This is a genomic window from Chryseobacterium sp. FW101-FHT12H09, from assembly GCF_058790395.1.
Genome location: NZ_JBYTCP010000005.1, coordinates 459573 through 475163, shown reverse-complemented (window position 1 = coordinate 475163; position 15591 = coordinate 459573). Strand labels below are relative to the sequence as shown.

Below are 15591 nucleotides of genomic sequence, written 5' to 3'. Positions count from 1 at the left end.
GTGTCCTGCTATTGTTTTTTAAAACTACAGAATGTGAAATTTTGAATCGTATTGAAAGGAGTAGTATGATCTATTGAAGTACATTCTATTTTTTCAAAATGAGTTTCAAATTGTCCTGTCATAGATTCTTCATCATATTGCTTAATTTCCAATCCACTGCATTTTGTCGGTCCATTTTTTGAAAAAGTACCCAATATTAAAAATCCTTTTACATTTTTTTCTGTAATGCTGAGGTATTTCAAAATTTGTTCTTGTTCCGTTAAAAAATGAAAAGTAGCTCTGTCATGCCAAATGTCATAGTGATGATCTGGCTTGAATTCTGTTATATCTGTCGCAATAAATGTTACTTTTTTTGCTCTGTCTCCCAATCTGATTTTTACTTTTTCCAATGCTTTTTCAGAAATGTCAAGTAAAGTAATATCCTGATATCCCTCATCAAGTAAACAGTCAATAAGGTTACTGTCGCCACCGCCAATGTCAATTATTCTAGCATCTTTTCCAAGTCCAAAAGAAGCAATAAAGTTGAGTGAAGTTTCAGGTCTTTCCTGCGTCCAGCTTACTTGATCAGGGTTTTTAGTTTCATATACTGTGTCCCAGTGATTTTTATTCGTTGGCGAGCCCATAAGTAATGATGTTTTTAGCAGGGACTAAATTACAAAAGACATCATGAAAGAAAATATTTTAATCAAACTATTTTTAGTCTTTTAGTTGTTTGTTGATATCTTCAAATTTTTTAATTAATTCGTTAAGTTGGGTCTGTTGTTTTTTTATAGTCTTTGGTCTTACATAAAACCAGTTAAATCCTATCCAGATCAAGGTAACCCCATAAGCGAAAACAGCCATGAAAATAGTCATTCGTGAAGCATATTCATACATATATAAGCATATTCCGGTCGATAACATGATGAAATACAGATTCATCATCGTTGTTTGCATAAATCCCTGTTTGCTTTTCAGTACATAAAGACTTTGTAAATATTCGCTGTTCGTTTGCGTGCTGTCAGTTACATAGAAAAGTGAAAATAGTTTATTATAAGCAAATAGATAAATAGCCATAGCCAAAATAATAAGAACAATTCCAATTTTTGTAGTGATCATCTGGGGTTGATAATGATACCAGATCAAGCCAATACCGACACTTGTCAACAGTAATAAAATGTTTGTAATGATCAATTTCCGCAAACTTTTATTTTTAAACTGTTTTAATTTTCGTAGCAAATCTTCAAAATTGGGCTCACTGACCTTTTGTTTTTGCCAGATGTTTTTAAAATCTATATTAGTGGGTTCCATGTTCCTTAAACTTTTGAGTTAATTTTTCTTTTATCCTATGAATTTTTACTCTTACATTGGATTCTGAAAGTCCAACGATATTAGCTATTTCCGCCTGTTTTAAGTCTTCTAATTCCAAAGAAATGATGATACGGTCTGTTTCCGGAAGTTCTGAAATAAATTGATAAAGAAGCTGTATTTCGGTTTCCAAAGACTCTTGTTTTTTCTCCTCCAGATTGATGGGCAGATCACCTTTTGTAAACCGCTTTTCTTTTTCAATCTGTCGCAGACAATTGTTTGAAGCTATCCTGAATATCCAGGTTCCAATACTGGATTCATTTCTAAATTTTGGAAGTTGCTGCCAGACGATGATAAATGTTTCCTGAGCCAGATCCTGGGCAGAATCAGAATCGTTCACATATCCCATGCATAGGCGGAATATTTTTTGCCAATACAGCTGATAAATCTCTTCAAATGCCATTACTTTGGTAATAAGAAATTATTCAATTGGGTGAAATACCATTCTTTATCATCGTACATAATAAAGTGTAATCCTTTTGTAGAGTATAGTAAATTAGCATTTTTCATATTTTTATATTGATCTTCCATGGCTGGCTTAAAATTAGCAAAATAAGATTCTAATAAAATAAGGGAAGGACACTGAATGGTTTTTATTTTTTCCCTTAGGTCTGTATTTGAAAAGTCACAATACATTTTAGCAAAAGTTTCTCGGTCTGATCGATCGCTCCAACCAATAACAGTCTCCTGCATGGTAGTATCTGCCAAAAGCTGTGGAATGGATTTTACCTGCATTTGGTGAAACTGTTCATCTGTCATAGCAGTCATTTTACTGATCATTGGGGAACAATCATTATTTTCTTTAGATGTAAAAGAAGGGTTCATTAATGCTGATAAGCAGGGTAGAGCATCCACCACTACTATTTTGCCGATTAATGTTGGATAGTCGGCAGCAAGAGCCAATGCCAGACCGCCACCCATACTGTGGCCAATGATAATGGGTTTATCGATCTTATTATCTGCAATATATTCTGCAATTTTACTTTCCCAGTTTTTAAAAGTAGCGTCAGACTGTGGTTTTACTCCTGCGAATCCTGCCATTGTTAATGTATAACATGTAAAGTTCTTTTCGAATTTTGCTGTTGTTTCTTTCCATACATCACCTGAAGAAGCAAAACCTGGAATGAAAATTAATGATTGTTTCCCCTGTCCTGTTTTTTTTACCTCAAATGGAAATGATTTTATCTGTCCAAATACATTAGCACATAATGCTAGAAATAATAATATCACGGCTAAGAAAGTTAGTTTTTTCATTTTTTTCTAATTTTTAATGGTTAATTTATCTTTTAGATACGACACCTTTTAAAATGTTACAAAATTTTTAAATTAATTTAAAATATTATGTGAAATGCTTGGAAATGCCCTTGGATTCTGGAAATTTTAAAATCACATTTAATGAAGTAAAGTCAAGTTTTGGTTGTTAGTCCTCATTTCCTGTAAGTTAACTTCGGTTTTTTTAAAAATATTATGTAATCCCTATAATAATAGGTATAGTTTTTGCATCGTATAGGAATTAATAAAATTTTAGTGAAACCTAGTGTTTGTATTAGAAAATTCACTAAATTTAGTAAGAATTTATAATTGCCCCATGAAGATAGTGGGGGTGTTGTAAATAAAGTAGCCGTTTTTTTAATTAAATCCAAAAATATGATGAACAATATACAAGACGAATTTCAAGTTCTAAAAGACGAATTGAGAAAATTGAATATCGAAGTACAAAAAGTAGTAAAAGTAGGAAATGGAAGCATGGACTTTCATGAAGTATTTTATAAGTCTCCCAAATATGAGGAGGTGAAAACAATCTATGTGCAGCGTCACAATTTAGATGATCTTATCGTCAAATTCAGACAAGCTTATAGCTAAAATAAAAATAAAAGACGCGCCACAGAATTTCTGTGGCGCGTCTTATTAATGGGATATGTATTTAATCCTTATTTAATGTTGATGTTTCTTTGGTGTCTTTCATTCGGGCATATACAACCAATGAAAAGAATATACACGCTGTGATATACCAATAAAAGTAAGACTCCATATTAGATTGTTTAAGCCAAAGAGCAATATATTCTGCCGTTCCTCCAAAAATAGCGACTGTTAAAGCGTAAGGTAGACCAACGCCAAGTGCCCGTACTTCGGATGGGAAAAGTTCTGCCTTTACTACAGCATTAATCGAAGTATAACCACTTACTATAATTAAAGCGATCATAATTAAAAAGAATGCACCCCACATGGAAGTTGTTGTACTCAAGGCAGTAAGCAGGGGTACAGTACAAAGGGTTCCTAAAATTCCAAATCCTAAAAGCAATGGTCTTCTTCCAATCCTGTCTGATAAGCCACCAAAAACCGGTTGGAGGCATGCGAAAATAAATAAGGAGATAAAAGAGATCAGTGTAGATTGTTCTTTTGTGAGATGAACGGTATTCACAAGGAATTTCTGCATATAGGTAGTGTAGGTATAGAAAGCTAATGTTCCTCCTAAAGTTAACCCTACAACAGTAAGAAGAGCTTTGGGATGTTTAAGAAGCTCAGTAATAGTTCCTTTTTTCTTATCGCTTACTTCCTTTTTATTTTCAAAAGCTTCCGTTTCATGAAGGTTAGCCCGTAAATATAAAGCGATAATCGATAGGGCTGCTCCGATGATAAAAGGTATCCTCCAACCCCAATCTTCCAACTGTGCCTCCGTTAAAAGCAATTTTTGTAAAACCAACTGAATTCCCAGTGCAATCAGCTGACCACCAATAAGCGTTACATATTGAAAGCTTGAATAAAAGCCCCGTCTGTCTTCGGTGGCCATCTCACTGAGGTACGTTGCTGAAACTCCATATTCTCCACCTACACTTAACCCTTGCAATAATCTAGCAATTAAAAGTAAGATGGGTGCCAAAATACCTATGGTTTCATAGGTCGGGGTAAGGGCAATAAGCAAAGAACCAAATGACATCAGTAAAACGGAAAGGGTCATTGCTTTTTTTCTTCCGATCTTATCGGCAATACTTCCAAAAAGCCATCCTCCAATAGGACGCATTAGAAATCCTACTGCAAATATCCCTGCAGTATTCATCAGTTGAGCATTAAGATCCGAATCCGGGAAAAATGAATTGGAAAAATAAATGGCAAAGGCTGCATAGGCATACCAATCATACCATTCTACAAGATTTCCAATGGAACCACCAACGATGGCTTTGATCCTTTGGGCGGTTGTAATTTGAGTCGTATTCATAGGGGTAATATATTAAATTTTTTAAAGTATAATTTGCAAAGACAATAAGAATTCTCCTTTTCTGTCAAAAATTGTTTTCGATGTCAGATCATATAGTGGTCTGCTGCTGTATTGCGCAACTATTCTTGCATTCTGACCATATAAATAGAAATTGGCACCCACATCATAATAGCTTCCACTTTGGTTAAGCGCTTTCATATCTTTCAATGCATAGTTAAAGAAGGGCTGTACTTTCAGGATCTTACTGAATTTAGGAAGAACAAAACCCACTTGAGAAAACCAGATATTTCCTGTTCCCATCAAAACTCTGTTATTTCCTGCTCCTTCTAATGCCTTTTGTCCTGTAAATTGTGGATCTGGAGTACCTGGATTCAGAAGCCCGCTTACCCTTAAATAATTCGGACCATAGTTGTAATTATAATAAACAGAATATAAGGTTAATCCCATTTCCTTATTCTTATTTCCTAATGGAAGTTCTGAATAAACATCTGCGCCAAAAACATTGGCATCATGAGATTCAAAAACATTTTCTGAAGGTTGAGATTGAGTGGCATCCTTAGTGGTATAAAAGCCTGCTCCAAAGTTTAATATTTTTTTAGCTGCAAGATTATTTCCGGGAAGAAAAGAGGTTACGGTAGTTTCTTTATTAAAAAACTGATAAAATGCATATCCTGAATAAGACAATTTCCCACTTTGATTATTATCTACAGCAGGTCCTCCAATAGCAGGTTTTAAATTAGTTGCAAAAGGTTTGTTCACACTAAATCTATAATTTAATCTATCAAATTCTCCATGAACGAAAATACCAAATTGTCTTGAAAACTGATCGGCAATTTCTATAGCAGGAAAATTAAAAACCGGAATATCACCAGCCAGCATTTTCGTAGTACTTGCATTGGTTAATCTGCTGACACCATTCCATGAGTGAAGTCCTGCTCCCAGATACAAATTGTTTTTATTGGGCTTTCCAGTCTGAAAATCATTTCTCGGAATAATGGCCAATTCATTATAAGCATCGTGAAAAAAGAATGGGGCTTTTTTTCCGGCACCATTATTTCCAGTACCCGTTCCACCTCCCGAAATAAAAGACTGATTGTTGATTCCCATTTGTAAAAAGATAGAATAAAACGGTGTCAGTTGACTTTGAATCGTTAATCTCATTCTTCGGATTCCGGCATCATAGGTTTGTTCTTGAGGAACCCCATTCACTAAAGTTCCAGGGTTATTATCAATACTACGTAGCCAAATCTGACTCGAAATACCAAATTTCAGCCATTTGTCTCCTTTTGAATTCAGATTGATTTTAAGCTCGCCGATATCCAAAGGATCTTTTTCAGTCACAATTTCTTCAGGGTTCTTATCGACTTTAAGAGTATCCTGGCTATAGGTATATTGTATAGCAGCTAAACCTAAAATAATGAGAAGTTTTTTCATTGATGCTTTATTTGCACCTAAACAATAGATAAATTCTGAAGAATTTCTGAAGTTTTAATCAAAATTCAATATTTGTTGTTATGTTTTTGAAATTCAGTCGTTTATTTTGTGAAATTGACTTTTAATATGTGCTGATTGTTTTCAAAATGATAAGAGATTTCAGAATCATAAATCTCCAAAATCTTCTTCACGAGCGCTAGACCGATACCAATCGAGTTTTGATCTGGATTTCCACGCTTGAATCTTTTGAACAATTCTTCAGTAGGAATAGTAGGCGGATTTCCTGTATTTGAAATCTGAAAATAGCTTTCTGTAAGTGTTACAGCGATCTTTCCATTTTCAATATTGTGTCTTTTAGCATTATTGATGAGGTTATTGATAACGATGATGGCTAAGTTTTCATCAAAATTAAGATAAACTTCTTTCTGGATTTCTTTCGTCAGTGTAAGATTCTGAATTTCGAATAAGTCTTCAAAATAATAAAGCCTTTCAGTAAGCAGTTCTGAAAAATTAATATGATGTGAATCATTTTTTTCAAAATGCTCCAGCTTGGCTAAAAGAATAAGGGATTGATTAATGGAAGAAAGTCTATCCAGCTCATCATTCATTGAAGAAAGCGTAAGGAGTTGCTTTTCGGAAAGATCACTATCCATCAATAATTCTATCTTCCCTTTAATAGAGGCCAAAGGGGTTTGTAATTCATGAGAAGTATTTTCTGAAAGTTCCTCTAATAAGTGATAATCTTTTTTTGAACTCTCAGACATTTTAAGTAGAAAGGTATTTAATGATTTAAATTCTTCCGTCTGTGTTTTCATTAAGCTCATAGAACGATTGTCTTTCAGACTGAACTTTTTGATCTCATCTATAGCATGGTAAAAAGGTTCAAGAATTTTTTTAGAAACCAGAACTCCTACAATAATGGTCAGAATAATAAGAAAGACCATAATCCATGCAACAACCATAATGATGCTTATGAGGAAATGATTTTCTATGATGGTAATATATCGGACACTTGTTATTGCATATCTTTTTTGATGAATTACTGGATAGGTGATCACCGTAATTTTGTTGATATAAGATTGTACGCTCTTATTCCAGATGTATTTTTCTTCAATAATCTTTTCTTTGGTATTCTTATAATTTGCGGGAAGGATTTTAACCTGAGTCTGCCGATGGTGAGAATTAAGATAATCATAAGCAGAGTCTTGCTCCAGTTTTTTGGCGACATAAACATTCAGATCTTCAAGCTTTAGAATGGCAGAACGCATAGTAGCTCTTTCAAAGGCAAAATATAGAATTGTAAATCCCGTCGTAAGGACGAAAAATACCAAGATGGTAAATGCTCTTGCAAAACGAAAACTTAAATTCATTTGTCAATCCATTTATAACCCAATCCATAAACGGTCTGTAAATAATCTTTACCACCACCATCAATAATCTTTTTCCGAAGGTTCTTTAAATGCTGATATACAAAGTCTATGTTATCAACACTATAGGTGTAATCTCCCCAAAGGTGGCTGGCAATGGCTTGCTTGGAAAGCATCCTGTTTTGGTTGTTGATGAAGTAGATCAGTAGATTCAGTTCTTTTTTTGTCAGATTCAGCAATTGGTCATTGACTCTACATTCCTTGGATTCCAGGTCGATTGTAAATTCATTGAAACTGAGAATACGATGGGCTTCCGGGGTTTTTCTTCTGAGAACGGCCTTTATTCGGGAATGTAATTCAGGTAGTGAGAATGGTTTTGTAATATAATCGTCAGCTCCATCATCCAAGCCTGTAAGTTTTGTATCTAAGGAGTTTTTTGCTGAAACAATGATAACACTTGATTCCGGCGCATCATTTTTAATATGTTTAAGAATTTCCAATCCATTTCCGTCGGGAAGCATAAGATCCAAAAGGATACAATCATACTCAAAAAGCTCAATTTTTTCTAAAGCTTCTTTTGCATTGGTAGCCACTTCACAGACGTAATCTTCTTTTTTAAGATAGTCTGTAATGTTGGTAGCCAGATCTTTATGGTCTTCGATGATAAGGATTTTCATGTGAAAATATTAATCAAAATACATTATTGCGGGCTTAAAGATATAAAAAAACCATTCTAAAAAATGAGAATGGTTTCTTAGGGGGTCATTTTCATATTGTTAGAACCCATATCCCAAAGATAGTCCACTTCTAAAACCAGCCCAAGGCCCATCCACTTTTATTCTAGCTCCTTTGGCATTGGTTTCAACGGTATATTTTACGAAAGGAATATCAAGGTTTTCGATCTCTTTTTTAAGCTGCTGCTGCATTTCAGGGGTAAGTAAAAAATCACTGCTAAGGCTAAAGTCACCTTTTCCACTGCCGTAGTGTGCTCCGGCAATCCAGAGATCTAAAACTAAATTCTGGCTTCGGGTGAGAAAAAACTGAACCCCAACCATCAATCCACCACTGTTACCGTTAGTACTTCCGGTTCCTTGCAATGGAATCTGATAAGTAACTCCATTAACAGGTTTAAAATCATAATAGAAATCAAAAGTATTGGAACTTACTTTAGAATATCTGTAATAAGGAGCAACATAAAAGCCTTTTCCGTAGCCTGCTCCGAGATAGAAACGAGGCTCTACGGTGAAATTGGTAGCCTTAACTCGCAGATTTTGGAAACGGTCTTCATCTTTGTCTTTTAGAAATGCATTAATGAAAGGAACTTTTCCTTCAGGCATTGTCCCAAATCCAACATTAATAGAAAACCATTGATTAATAGCTCTTTCATAAGATAAATTAATATTTCTGACGGCGTATGCAGTTACATTGGTTTTAATAATGTTCATTTTGTTCGACGGAGATTCACTGATTTCCTGGCCATAAACTTTCAAAATAAGGAAAGAAAAGAAGAGTAAAAGACCTTTTTTCATGACTTTAAATTTTCATTAAATATTAGGCGATGGTGTTCGTAAAAGTTGAAGCAAAAAACGGGCAAGAATTAATCAAAAAGCAAAATTGAGTAAAAATAAGCTCTTCATTTTAAGTTTTATAAGCTTTTAATAGAAATTAGGATTCGATTACTATGTAATGAATTTCTGATCCTGCTTGTTCTATTTATATTATTCCAATTCTGATATGAAAAAGACCATAGGTGCTGTGTTTTTTCTTTGTGGGGTTTTTGTGTTTTCGCAAGAGGCCGTAACAAATGATACTATCGATAAAACGAAAACCGCCGAAATCCAGGAGGTAATTATTAAATCTCAGCGTAAAAAACAATTTGCCGATAAGGCTGTTTATACCTTTGATAAAGATGCTTTAGACAAAGCCCGCTATGCAAAAGATCTCCTGCAGACATTACCGGAGCTGCAACTCGACCCTGTTGAAAATAAGCTTAAAAGCACCAAAGGTGGAACCTCTTTATTTCTCATCAATGGAATTGAGGCCACGGATATGCAGATCCGAAGTGTGGCACCAAGTGAAGTGGTAAAAGTAGAATACTATGATATTCCACCAGCAAGATGGGCAACAAGAGCAGATACGGTGATTAATATCATTACCCGGTCTAACGAGACGGGATATGTTTTTGGAGCCGATGCCAGAACAGCCTTGAATACCGGGTTTGTGAACGGATCAGCCTATGCCAATTTTACCAAAGGTAAAAATAACTTCGGGTTAGAATATTCTATTAATTTAAGAGATTATAATAACAGAAAAGTACATAGTATCTACGACTACCAGCTGGATAATACTCATTATCTTTCAGATGAAAATAAAAAAGATCATTTTGGATATACCGATCAAAATATTGCTTTGAGATACACCCGCATGGTTCCCGATAATTATTCATTTCAGGCAAAATTGAATATGGATATTCTTAATAGTTTCGTTAAAGGCAATGGAGAAAGTTCTTTTTCAAAAGATAATTTAATGGAGGATCATACGATGATGAAAAGAGGTTCTACAGATTATGTGACCCCAACGCTTGATCTTTATTTCTCCAAAAACCTGAGTAAAAAAGATGAATTAAGTGTGAATCTTGTAGGTTCCCACTTTACAACCGATACATCCGAATTTACAAAAGAATGGGTTACCAATACTGGGAATCCTGTTTTTGACAATGATATGAACCTTAACACTAAACAAACCGGTTTTGTTGGAGAAATTGCCCACACGCATGACTTTGAAGCAGGAAAACTTTCTTCAGGTTATCGTATTTCCAATACATCAATCTCGAATGATCTCCAAAACCTTGCAGGTTTCTCACAGTATAAGGTGAATTATTTAGAACAGTATTTTTATACAGAATTTTCAGGTAAGATTAAAAAATTCTCATATCGAATCGGAGCAGGGCTTACCAATATTCATAATAAAAGTGCCGAAACTACATTTGATGAGTGGTCTGTTACACCTAAAATCATTTTAGGATATCAGCTGAAAGGAAATCAGAGTCTGCGTTTGACCAGTAGTTATAAACCAAGAAGTCCATGGAGTGCTGCATTAAGTAGTAATGTCGTTCAGATGGCACCCAATATTGTGCAAAAAGGAAATCCATTTCTTAAATCACAGTTGACATGGGGAAATAACCTGATTTATTCATTAAATAATAAGCATTTTGATTTCAATGCCAATTTATTTTATTCGGATACGCGCCGTACCATTAATCAGTTTTATGTATTAGATGACACTTTTGGAGGTTATGCTCTTACCTATGAGAATGCAAAAAATTCGAAACAGTATGGTATACAGCTTACGGGTTCCTATAAACCTTTTGGAAACAACCTTCTCGTGATCAAAGCGATGGTTGCTCCTTCATCAGAAACGGTAAGAACCAGCAAAGGAGCATTGATCAAAAACAATTATATAGCCAATAACCTGGAGCTATCTTCAGAGTATAAGTCATTCTCAATACAGTATCAGTTGAATATTCCTGTTTATATGCTTAGTGGAGCGTTTCTTAATTCAAACGAAAACCAGAATCACATTTTTGTCAGTTATAAACATAAAGACTGGACATTTTCTACGGGAATGTACTGGATAGGAATGCCTTCGGAATATAAAACAAAAAGCCTTCCTGAAAGTTTGGTTAACTATTCAAAGGTTGGTCAGATCATGAACAATAAATCGATGTTTGTTCTGGGATTAAGCTATGATTTTTCTAGGGGTAAGAAAACGGATCTTGAGAAAAAACTGAATAATTCAACCGCTCCTGCAGCGACTTTCTAATGATCATTCTATTTACAATAAAAATCTCCCATGACAAAGTCGTGGGAGATTTTCTGTGCGTTAAATTATTCTGGTTTAGTTCTGGCTGATCATCATTTTACGATATGAATAAATATCCTCAATGGTCACCACACTCATTTCTCTTTTTGTCGCAAACTCTACAATTTCCGGAAGTCTGGCCATAGAACCATCTTCGTTAGTGAGTTCACAAAGTACAGCATCGTCACCAAGGTTAGCCATTTTTACTAAATCTACACTGCCTTCAGTGTGACCTCTTCTTTCGAAAACACCATCTTTTTTAGCAATTAAAGGAAAGACATGCCCCGGACTTGCAATGTGATCTGCTAAAGCATTTTCTGCCACAGCAGTTCTGATCGTTGTCACACGGTCTTTTGCTGAAACGCCGGATTCAACACCTTCTTTAGCTTCAATAGAAATGGTAAATGCGGTTTGATTTTTACTGTTGTTGGCTTCCACCATCGGACGGAGATTTAGATGTTTGCTTTTCTCTTCAGAAATACACAAGCAAACGATGCCGCTGCATTCGCGGATCAAAAGTGCCATATCCTGTTCTGTAATGGTGGAGGCAGGAAAGATAATGTCGCCTTCGTTTTCACGATTTTCATCGTCTACTAAAAGGATTCCTTTACCTTGTTGTAATTTTAAAAGTGCATTTTCTACACGTTCTCTGGAGGAAACTCCGAATTTTTCTAATAATTTTTCCATGTTATTTTACTTTAAAAAGTTAAAATACACTTCGGTACATGGAAATGAAATACAACACAATAAGTCCATAAGGTAGCCTTATTGATCGTTTCATTTTCTTCTCCCATCCAGACTTTAACTGTCGGTTTTGGAATTTCACCAAATCAGTCCTTTAATAAAAAAGGAGTCGCGGACTGTAACCGCCGGTAGGGAATTACACCCTGCCCCGAAGAAAACTTATACTAAGTTTTACTGTATGTTTGTTTAATTGTTCTTTAGTTCATTGATTTTGTATTTAACGCACAGACTGCTAATTTCGGGAAGTTTTTGAAATGGAGAAAATATTTTTCATGCTTTTTATCAATGTACCTTAAAGAATTTAGAATAGATTTAAAAATAAAAACCGCTCTAAGAATTGGAACGGTTTATTTGGTTTTATTGAAACGGACGTTTTTAAATCAGGTGCTTTATGACATCCTCAAGGATTATATTAAACTCATCCGGCTTTTCAAGCATAGGGTAGTGACCAACCCCTGCCATATTTATATAATCAAAATCTTTAAAATACTTTCTGTTCGACTCTGTATTGGTTGGTGATCCATCAGAATTAATAGCCCTTACAGGAATCTGAATTTGTTTTGCAACGTTTCTGAAGTCCCTTTTGTATAATGGTTTAAGAAGATTGATAGCCATCTCTGGCGTGTTTTGTAGAAACTCCGTTTGTAATCTATCCTTTACTGTACCTGGAGTCGATTCAACAAAAAGATATTGCGGAAGAATATTTTCAACTGCGTTCTTATAATCATTTCGATAGTGTACAAATAAAAATTCTTCGGCCATCTCCTCATTAAAGTATTCATCAAGATCTTTCAGCGTATCCACTAAAATAAGTGCTTTTACTGCAGGAATTTTCAAAGAAGCATCAAGAACATATGCACCCGACATCGAATGCCCTACAAGAATAATATCTTGTGAATCGATCTGATCGGCTACTGCTTTGATATCATCAGCATATTGTTCACTCGTCCAGTTTTGCCTTGATTTGTCTGACTTTCCATGTCCGGCCAGGTCAATTTGTATGATATTGAATTGATTCTTCAAATAATCTACTTGAGTGATCCACCAATCCACATTGCCCAACCATCCATGGACAAAAATAATTGAAATATTTCCTTTACCTGATTCTCTGTAATGAATTTTCTGACCGTCCGAAGATGTTGCGTATTTTTCCATTGGTATAAGTAAAATGGTTGTATTATTTTCTAAGAATATAAATTTGGGAATTTTTTTTCTAATATGGGTCATGTATTTTTGAAATAATCTATACTTTAATTGCCAAATTTCAAACTTAATTATCTCAATGTCTATTTCTTCTCAATAACTACGTTTTTCAATTCAAAAGGTATTTTTCTCACTGACTTTTCATTTTCTATCATCAGTTCAATTCTGACATTACCCAGTTCGGAAGGAGTGATATCACGTTTTAATTTGATTAGAATATAATTAATTCTTGTCTTCTTATCTCTCATGGTGAAGGTGTGGTATCCGGGGGCAGGATTATCATTAAAGAAATAAACTAATTTTTGTTTATTATTATATCTGTAGGCATATATAAAATCAAAATCTTTGAAATTAATTTTTTTGTATTCTTTCTCATCACCCTCTTTATATTCGAAATCAGGAAAAACTTTTTTGATCTCTGTGGAATCAACAATACTGAAATGGAGGTATGGATTTTTATCTGTAATTTTCCTATCAATGAGATTTACATTTCGCTTGATATCTTTAAGGGTACCCAAATCAAAGTAAGTATTGGTTTCCTTAGAAGGTGTAAAATAGTTAAATACACCCTTTATATCAGCGGTTTTAATTTTTTTATCCGGGATGTAAAAACGTCTTACTTTGGTGATGCCATTGTTATAGTTGTAATTTAGCGGATATTCCCAATTCTCTTTTAGGATATTGTTCTTAGTATCACTGATAATTAAGGTATCCAGATCAATTAAATCAAATTTACTGACTGGTTTGTCTATTTCTATTCCGATCTCAATAAAATCATCATACTGGGACGCGTGAGAAAGCGAAATTTTATTCTGGGAGAAATAAAGAGTATATATAAAAGTGAAAGTAAGGAGTAGGTTTTTTTTCATTTTGTGCGGGGACAGATAGTGATGTATATTATATTCAAATATACATATTTGATTGGTGCTTAATGAAAAACTGTCCTGAAAATCAGAACAGTTTTATATTGATATTAGTGAAATTCTTATTGAGATAATTCTCCAGAGTTAAAGTTCAACGGTTTATTCTTCGAGGAATGGGGGAATTTCAGTGGGTATACCAAGGTCATTAAGTTCTTTTCGTACCAGGTTTAATTCATTAACAATCGTTGTTTTTATATAACTTTCCCCATACATGGCCTGGATATCTACAAAAGTTTCACTTCTCCTGTGCCCACCGGTTTTCCATCTAATTGAAGTGGGAGCAGTTGAATCGGGCTGCCATATTGGGCCTCCTTTCCAGTCGCCATTTGTTGTACGCTTCAGAGTATTGACCAAGAGATAGAACCCGGGTTGGACGGTTAGCGTTCTATAGCTGCTGTTGCCTGGTTTATTCCAATCTGTTTTGTAGTAATGACAAATAGTTTTTCTGTATTCCTCTCTGCGGACTTTCATAAAAGCCTGAAATGTTTTGGCTATTTCCTTCTGTAAATTAGCAGTTCTTTCTTCGTAGGTGCTTCCTGCATTTGGATCTGAACTGTTCATATAATACTGATGTGCTGTACGAACCTGGCTCGTTATCTTTCCTTTTATAATGGCGTCGAATAAACTTACTGAATGCTCACAACTCCTTGGTGGATCTTGTGCCTGAATAAGATTAATGGAGACTAGCAAGATAAAAAATGTTTTAAATAGTGTTTTCATGGTCGTTTGTTTTATTAATTTATATACCAAATTTACCCTGCCCATGATTATGAATCAATTACTCTTTTGTGTACTTTTTAGTTTGTTCAGAAAATAAAAAACCATCCTAAATTTTAGAATGGTTAGTTTGAAGTTAGTCTTTATTGGAATAAATAATTTCACTTATTACTGATCTTTATAAATATTCCAAAAATTGTAGTCGGTCATCGGTGCATCTGTAATTCCGACATTTCTCCCCATGGTTACGATTTGTCCCCTGTGATAAGTTCCATGAATGATGGCATGCTGGATGTATTCATATTTGGAGAAATCACACTGAAACCACTGAGATTCTATTTTTACATTTTTGGTTAAATCTTCTTCAGACAGGCTTTCCACATACTTCAACAGCATTTCGGAATTGTTTTTAATGGCACTGAAAATTTCTTCCTTAGTATTTACTGCTGAAGTTGTAGCAAAATCAAAATCATTGTTTTCGGCAATATGGCTCCACCAGTATTGCTGAGTTTGCCAGATGTGATGTAATGTTTTTAAGATGGTCGGAAAGCTTGAGATCGTCTCCTGATTAAGCTGTTCATCCGATTTGGCAGAAAGCCAATCAATGTATTTATTAACGACCCAATTGTTGTACTGAACACTTTTAGTGACTAATGTTTTTAAGCTCATAATTATTTTATTTTTTGATGTTGTTTTTGTTTGTTGAAATATATTATTTCAAAATAAAAATAAATAAAATATTAATTGAGTTTGTATAAAATAAAATCCGGTCTGAAAA

16 protein-coding genes and 1 riboswitch are annotated in these 15591 nt (G+C 34.5%); of the genes, 2 read left to right on the top strand and 14 right to left on the bottom strand.

Features of this window, described 5'->3' with window-relative positions; genetic code table 11:
• Nucleotides 1–8 precede the first annotated feature (8 nt).
• From AC3WRL_RS21200 to AC3WRL_RS21185, 4 genes are all read right to left on the bottom strand, one after another.
• Nucleotides 9–623, bottom strand: a complete 615-nt coding sequence (locus AC3WRL_RS21200; RefSeq protein WP_261509921.1) for a class I SAM-dependent methyltransferase — start codon at nucleotides 621–623, stop codon at nucleotides 9–11.
• Nucleotides 624–696: 73 nt separating this feature from the next.
• Nucleotides 697–1290 carry a hypothetical protein gene (locus tag AC3WRL_RS21195; RefSeq protein ID WP_214827914.1) on the bottom strand — a complete coding sequence of 198 codons (594 nt, stop codon included), beginning with the start codon at nucleotides 1288–1290 and terminating at the stop codon, nucleotides 697–699.
• The gene (locus AC3WRL_RS21190; RefSeq protein WP_214827916.1) at nucleotides 1277–1750 is read right to left on the bottom strand and encodes an RNA polymerase sigma factor; all 474 of its coding nucleotides are present in this window, start codon (nucleotides 1748–1750) and stop codon (nucleotides 1277–1279) included. Before AC3WRL_RS21190 ends, AC3WRL_RS21195 begins: the two co-directional genes overlap by 14 nt.
• Nucleotides 1750–2601 carry an alpha/beta fold hydrolase gene (locus AC3WRL_RS21185; protein WP_214827925.1) on the bottom strand — a complete coding sequence of 284 codons (852 nt, stop codon included), beginning with the start codon at nucleotides 2599–2601 and terminating at the stop codon, nucleotides 1750–1752. The genes AC3WRL_RS21190 and AC3WRL_RS21185 overlap by 1 nt, the downstream gene beginning before the upstream one ends.
• Before the next feature lie 393 nt (nucleotides 2602–2994).
• On the opposite strand from AC3WRL_RS21185, the gene AC3WRL_RS21180 reads away from it, so the two are divergent.
• Complete coding sequence (locus AC3WRL_RS21180) at nucleotides 2995–3210, top strand: hypothetical protein (RefSeq protein WP_251040529.1); 216 nt, start codon at nucleotides 2995–2997, stop codon at nucleotides 3208–3210.
• 61 nt (nucleotides 3211–3271) lie between these two features.
• Here the strand turns inward: AC3WRL_RS21180 and AC3WRL_RS21175 are convergent, their stop codons facing one another.
• From AC3WRL_RS21175 to AC3WRL_RS21155, 5 genes are all read right to left on the bottom strand, one after another.
• Nucleotides 3272–4564, bottom strand: a complete 1293-nt coding sequence (locus AC3WRL_RS21175) for an MFS transporter (RefSeq protein ID WP_214827926.1) — start codon at nucleotides 4562–4564, stop codon at nucleotides 3272–3274.
• A 21-nt stretch (nucleotides 4565–4585) separates the two neighbouring features.
• Nucleotides 4586–5998 (bottom strand): porin, encoded by a 1413-nt coding sequence (locus AC3WRL_RS21170; RefSeq protein WP_214827929.1) that lies wholly within the window; start codon nucleotides 5996–5998, stop codon nucleotides 4586–4588.
• A gap of 101 nt (nucleotides 5999–6099) precedes the next feature.
• Nucleotides 6100–7368, bottom strand: coding sequence for a sensor histidine kinase (locus AC3WRL_RS21165; protein WP_214827932.1), 1269 nt, complete (start codon nucleotides 7366–7368; stop codon nucleotides 6100–6102).
• Complete coding sequence (locus tag AC3WRL_RS21160) at nucleotides 7365–8042, bottom strand: response regulator transcription factor (RefSeq protein ID WP_214827935.1); 678 nt, start codon at nucleotides 8040–8042, stop codon at nucleotides 7365–7367. The genes AC3WRL_RS21165 and AC3WRL_RS21160 overlap by 4 nt, the downstream gene beginning before the upstream one ends.
• A 99-nt stretch (nucleotides 8043–8141) precedes the next feature.
• The gene (locus AC3WRL_RS21155) at nucleotides 8142–8894 is read right to left on the bottom strand and encodes a DUF3575 domain-containing protein (RefSeq protein ID WP_492331190.1); all 753 of its coding nucleotides are present in this window, start codon (nucleotides 8892–8894) and stop codon (nucleotides 8142–8144) included.
• 205 nt (nucleotides 8895–9099) lie between these two features.
• On the opposite strand from AC3WRL_RS21155, the gene AC3WRL_RS21150 reads away from it, so the two are divergent.
• Entirely contained in the window at nucleotides 9100–11187 is a 2088-nt protein-coding gene (locus AC3WRL_RS21150; RefSeq protein ID WP_492331189.1) for an outer membrane beta-barrel protein, read from the top strand.
• Between the two features lie 75 nt (nucleotides 11188–11262).
• On the opposite strand, the gene ribB is transcribed toward AC3WRL_RS21150, so the two are convergent.
• The 5 genes from ribB to AC3WRL_RS21125 form a co-directional block, all read right to left on the bottom strand.
• Complete coding sequence (gene ribB, locus AC3WRL_RS21145; protein ID WP_214827945.1) at nucleotides 11263–11913, bottom strand: 3,4-dihydroxy-2-butanone-4-phosphate synthase; 651 nt, start codon at nucleotides 11911–11913, stop codon at nucleotides 11263–11265.
• Nucleotides 11914–12004: 91 nt separating this feature from the next.
• Nucleotides 12005–12130, bottom strand: a riboswitch (FMN riboswitch).
• A 215-nt stretch (nucleotides 12131–12345) separates the two neighbouring features.
• A complete protein-coding gene (locus AC3WRL_RS21140; protein ID WP_261509916.1) occupies nucleotides 12346–13125 on the bottom strand; it encodes an alpha/beta fold hydrolase in 780 nt (259 codons plus the stop codon).
• Nucleotides 13126–13256: 131 nt separating this feature from the next.
• Nucleotides 13257–14042 carry a hypothetical protein gene (locus tag AC3WRL_RS21135; RefSeq protein ID WP_261509915.1) on the bottom strand — a complete coding sequence of 262 codons (786 nt, stop codon included), beginning with the start codon at nucleotides 14040–14042 and terminating at the stop codon, nucleotides 13257–13259.
• A 153-nt stretch (nucleotides 14043–14195) separates the two neighbouring features.
• Complete coding sequence (locus tag AC3WRL_RS21130) at nucleotides 14196–14816, bottom strand: hypothetical protein (protein ID WP_214827952.1); 621 nt, start codon at nucleotides 14814–14816, stop codon at nucleotides 14196–14198.
• A gap of 165 nt (nucleotides 14817–14981) precedes the next feature.
• Nucleotides 14982–15482, bottom strand: coding sequence for a DinB family protein (locus AC3WRL_RS21125; RefSeq protein ID WP_492331188.1), 501 nt, complete (start codon nucleotides 15480–15482; stop codon nucleotides 14982–14984).
• Between the last annotated feature and the right edge of the window lie 109 nt (nucleotides 15483–15591).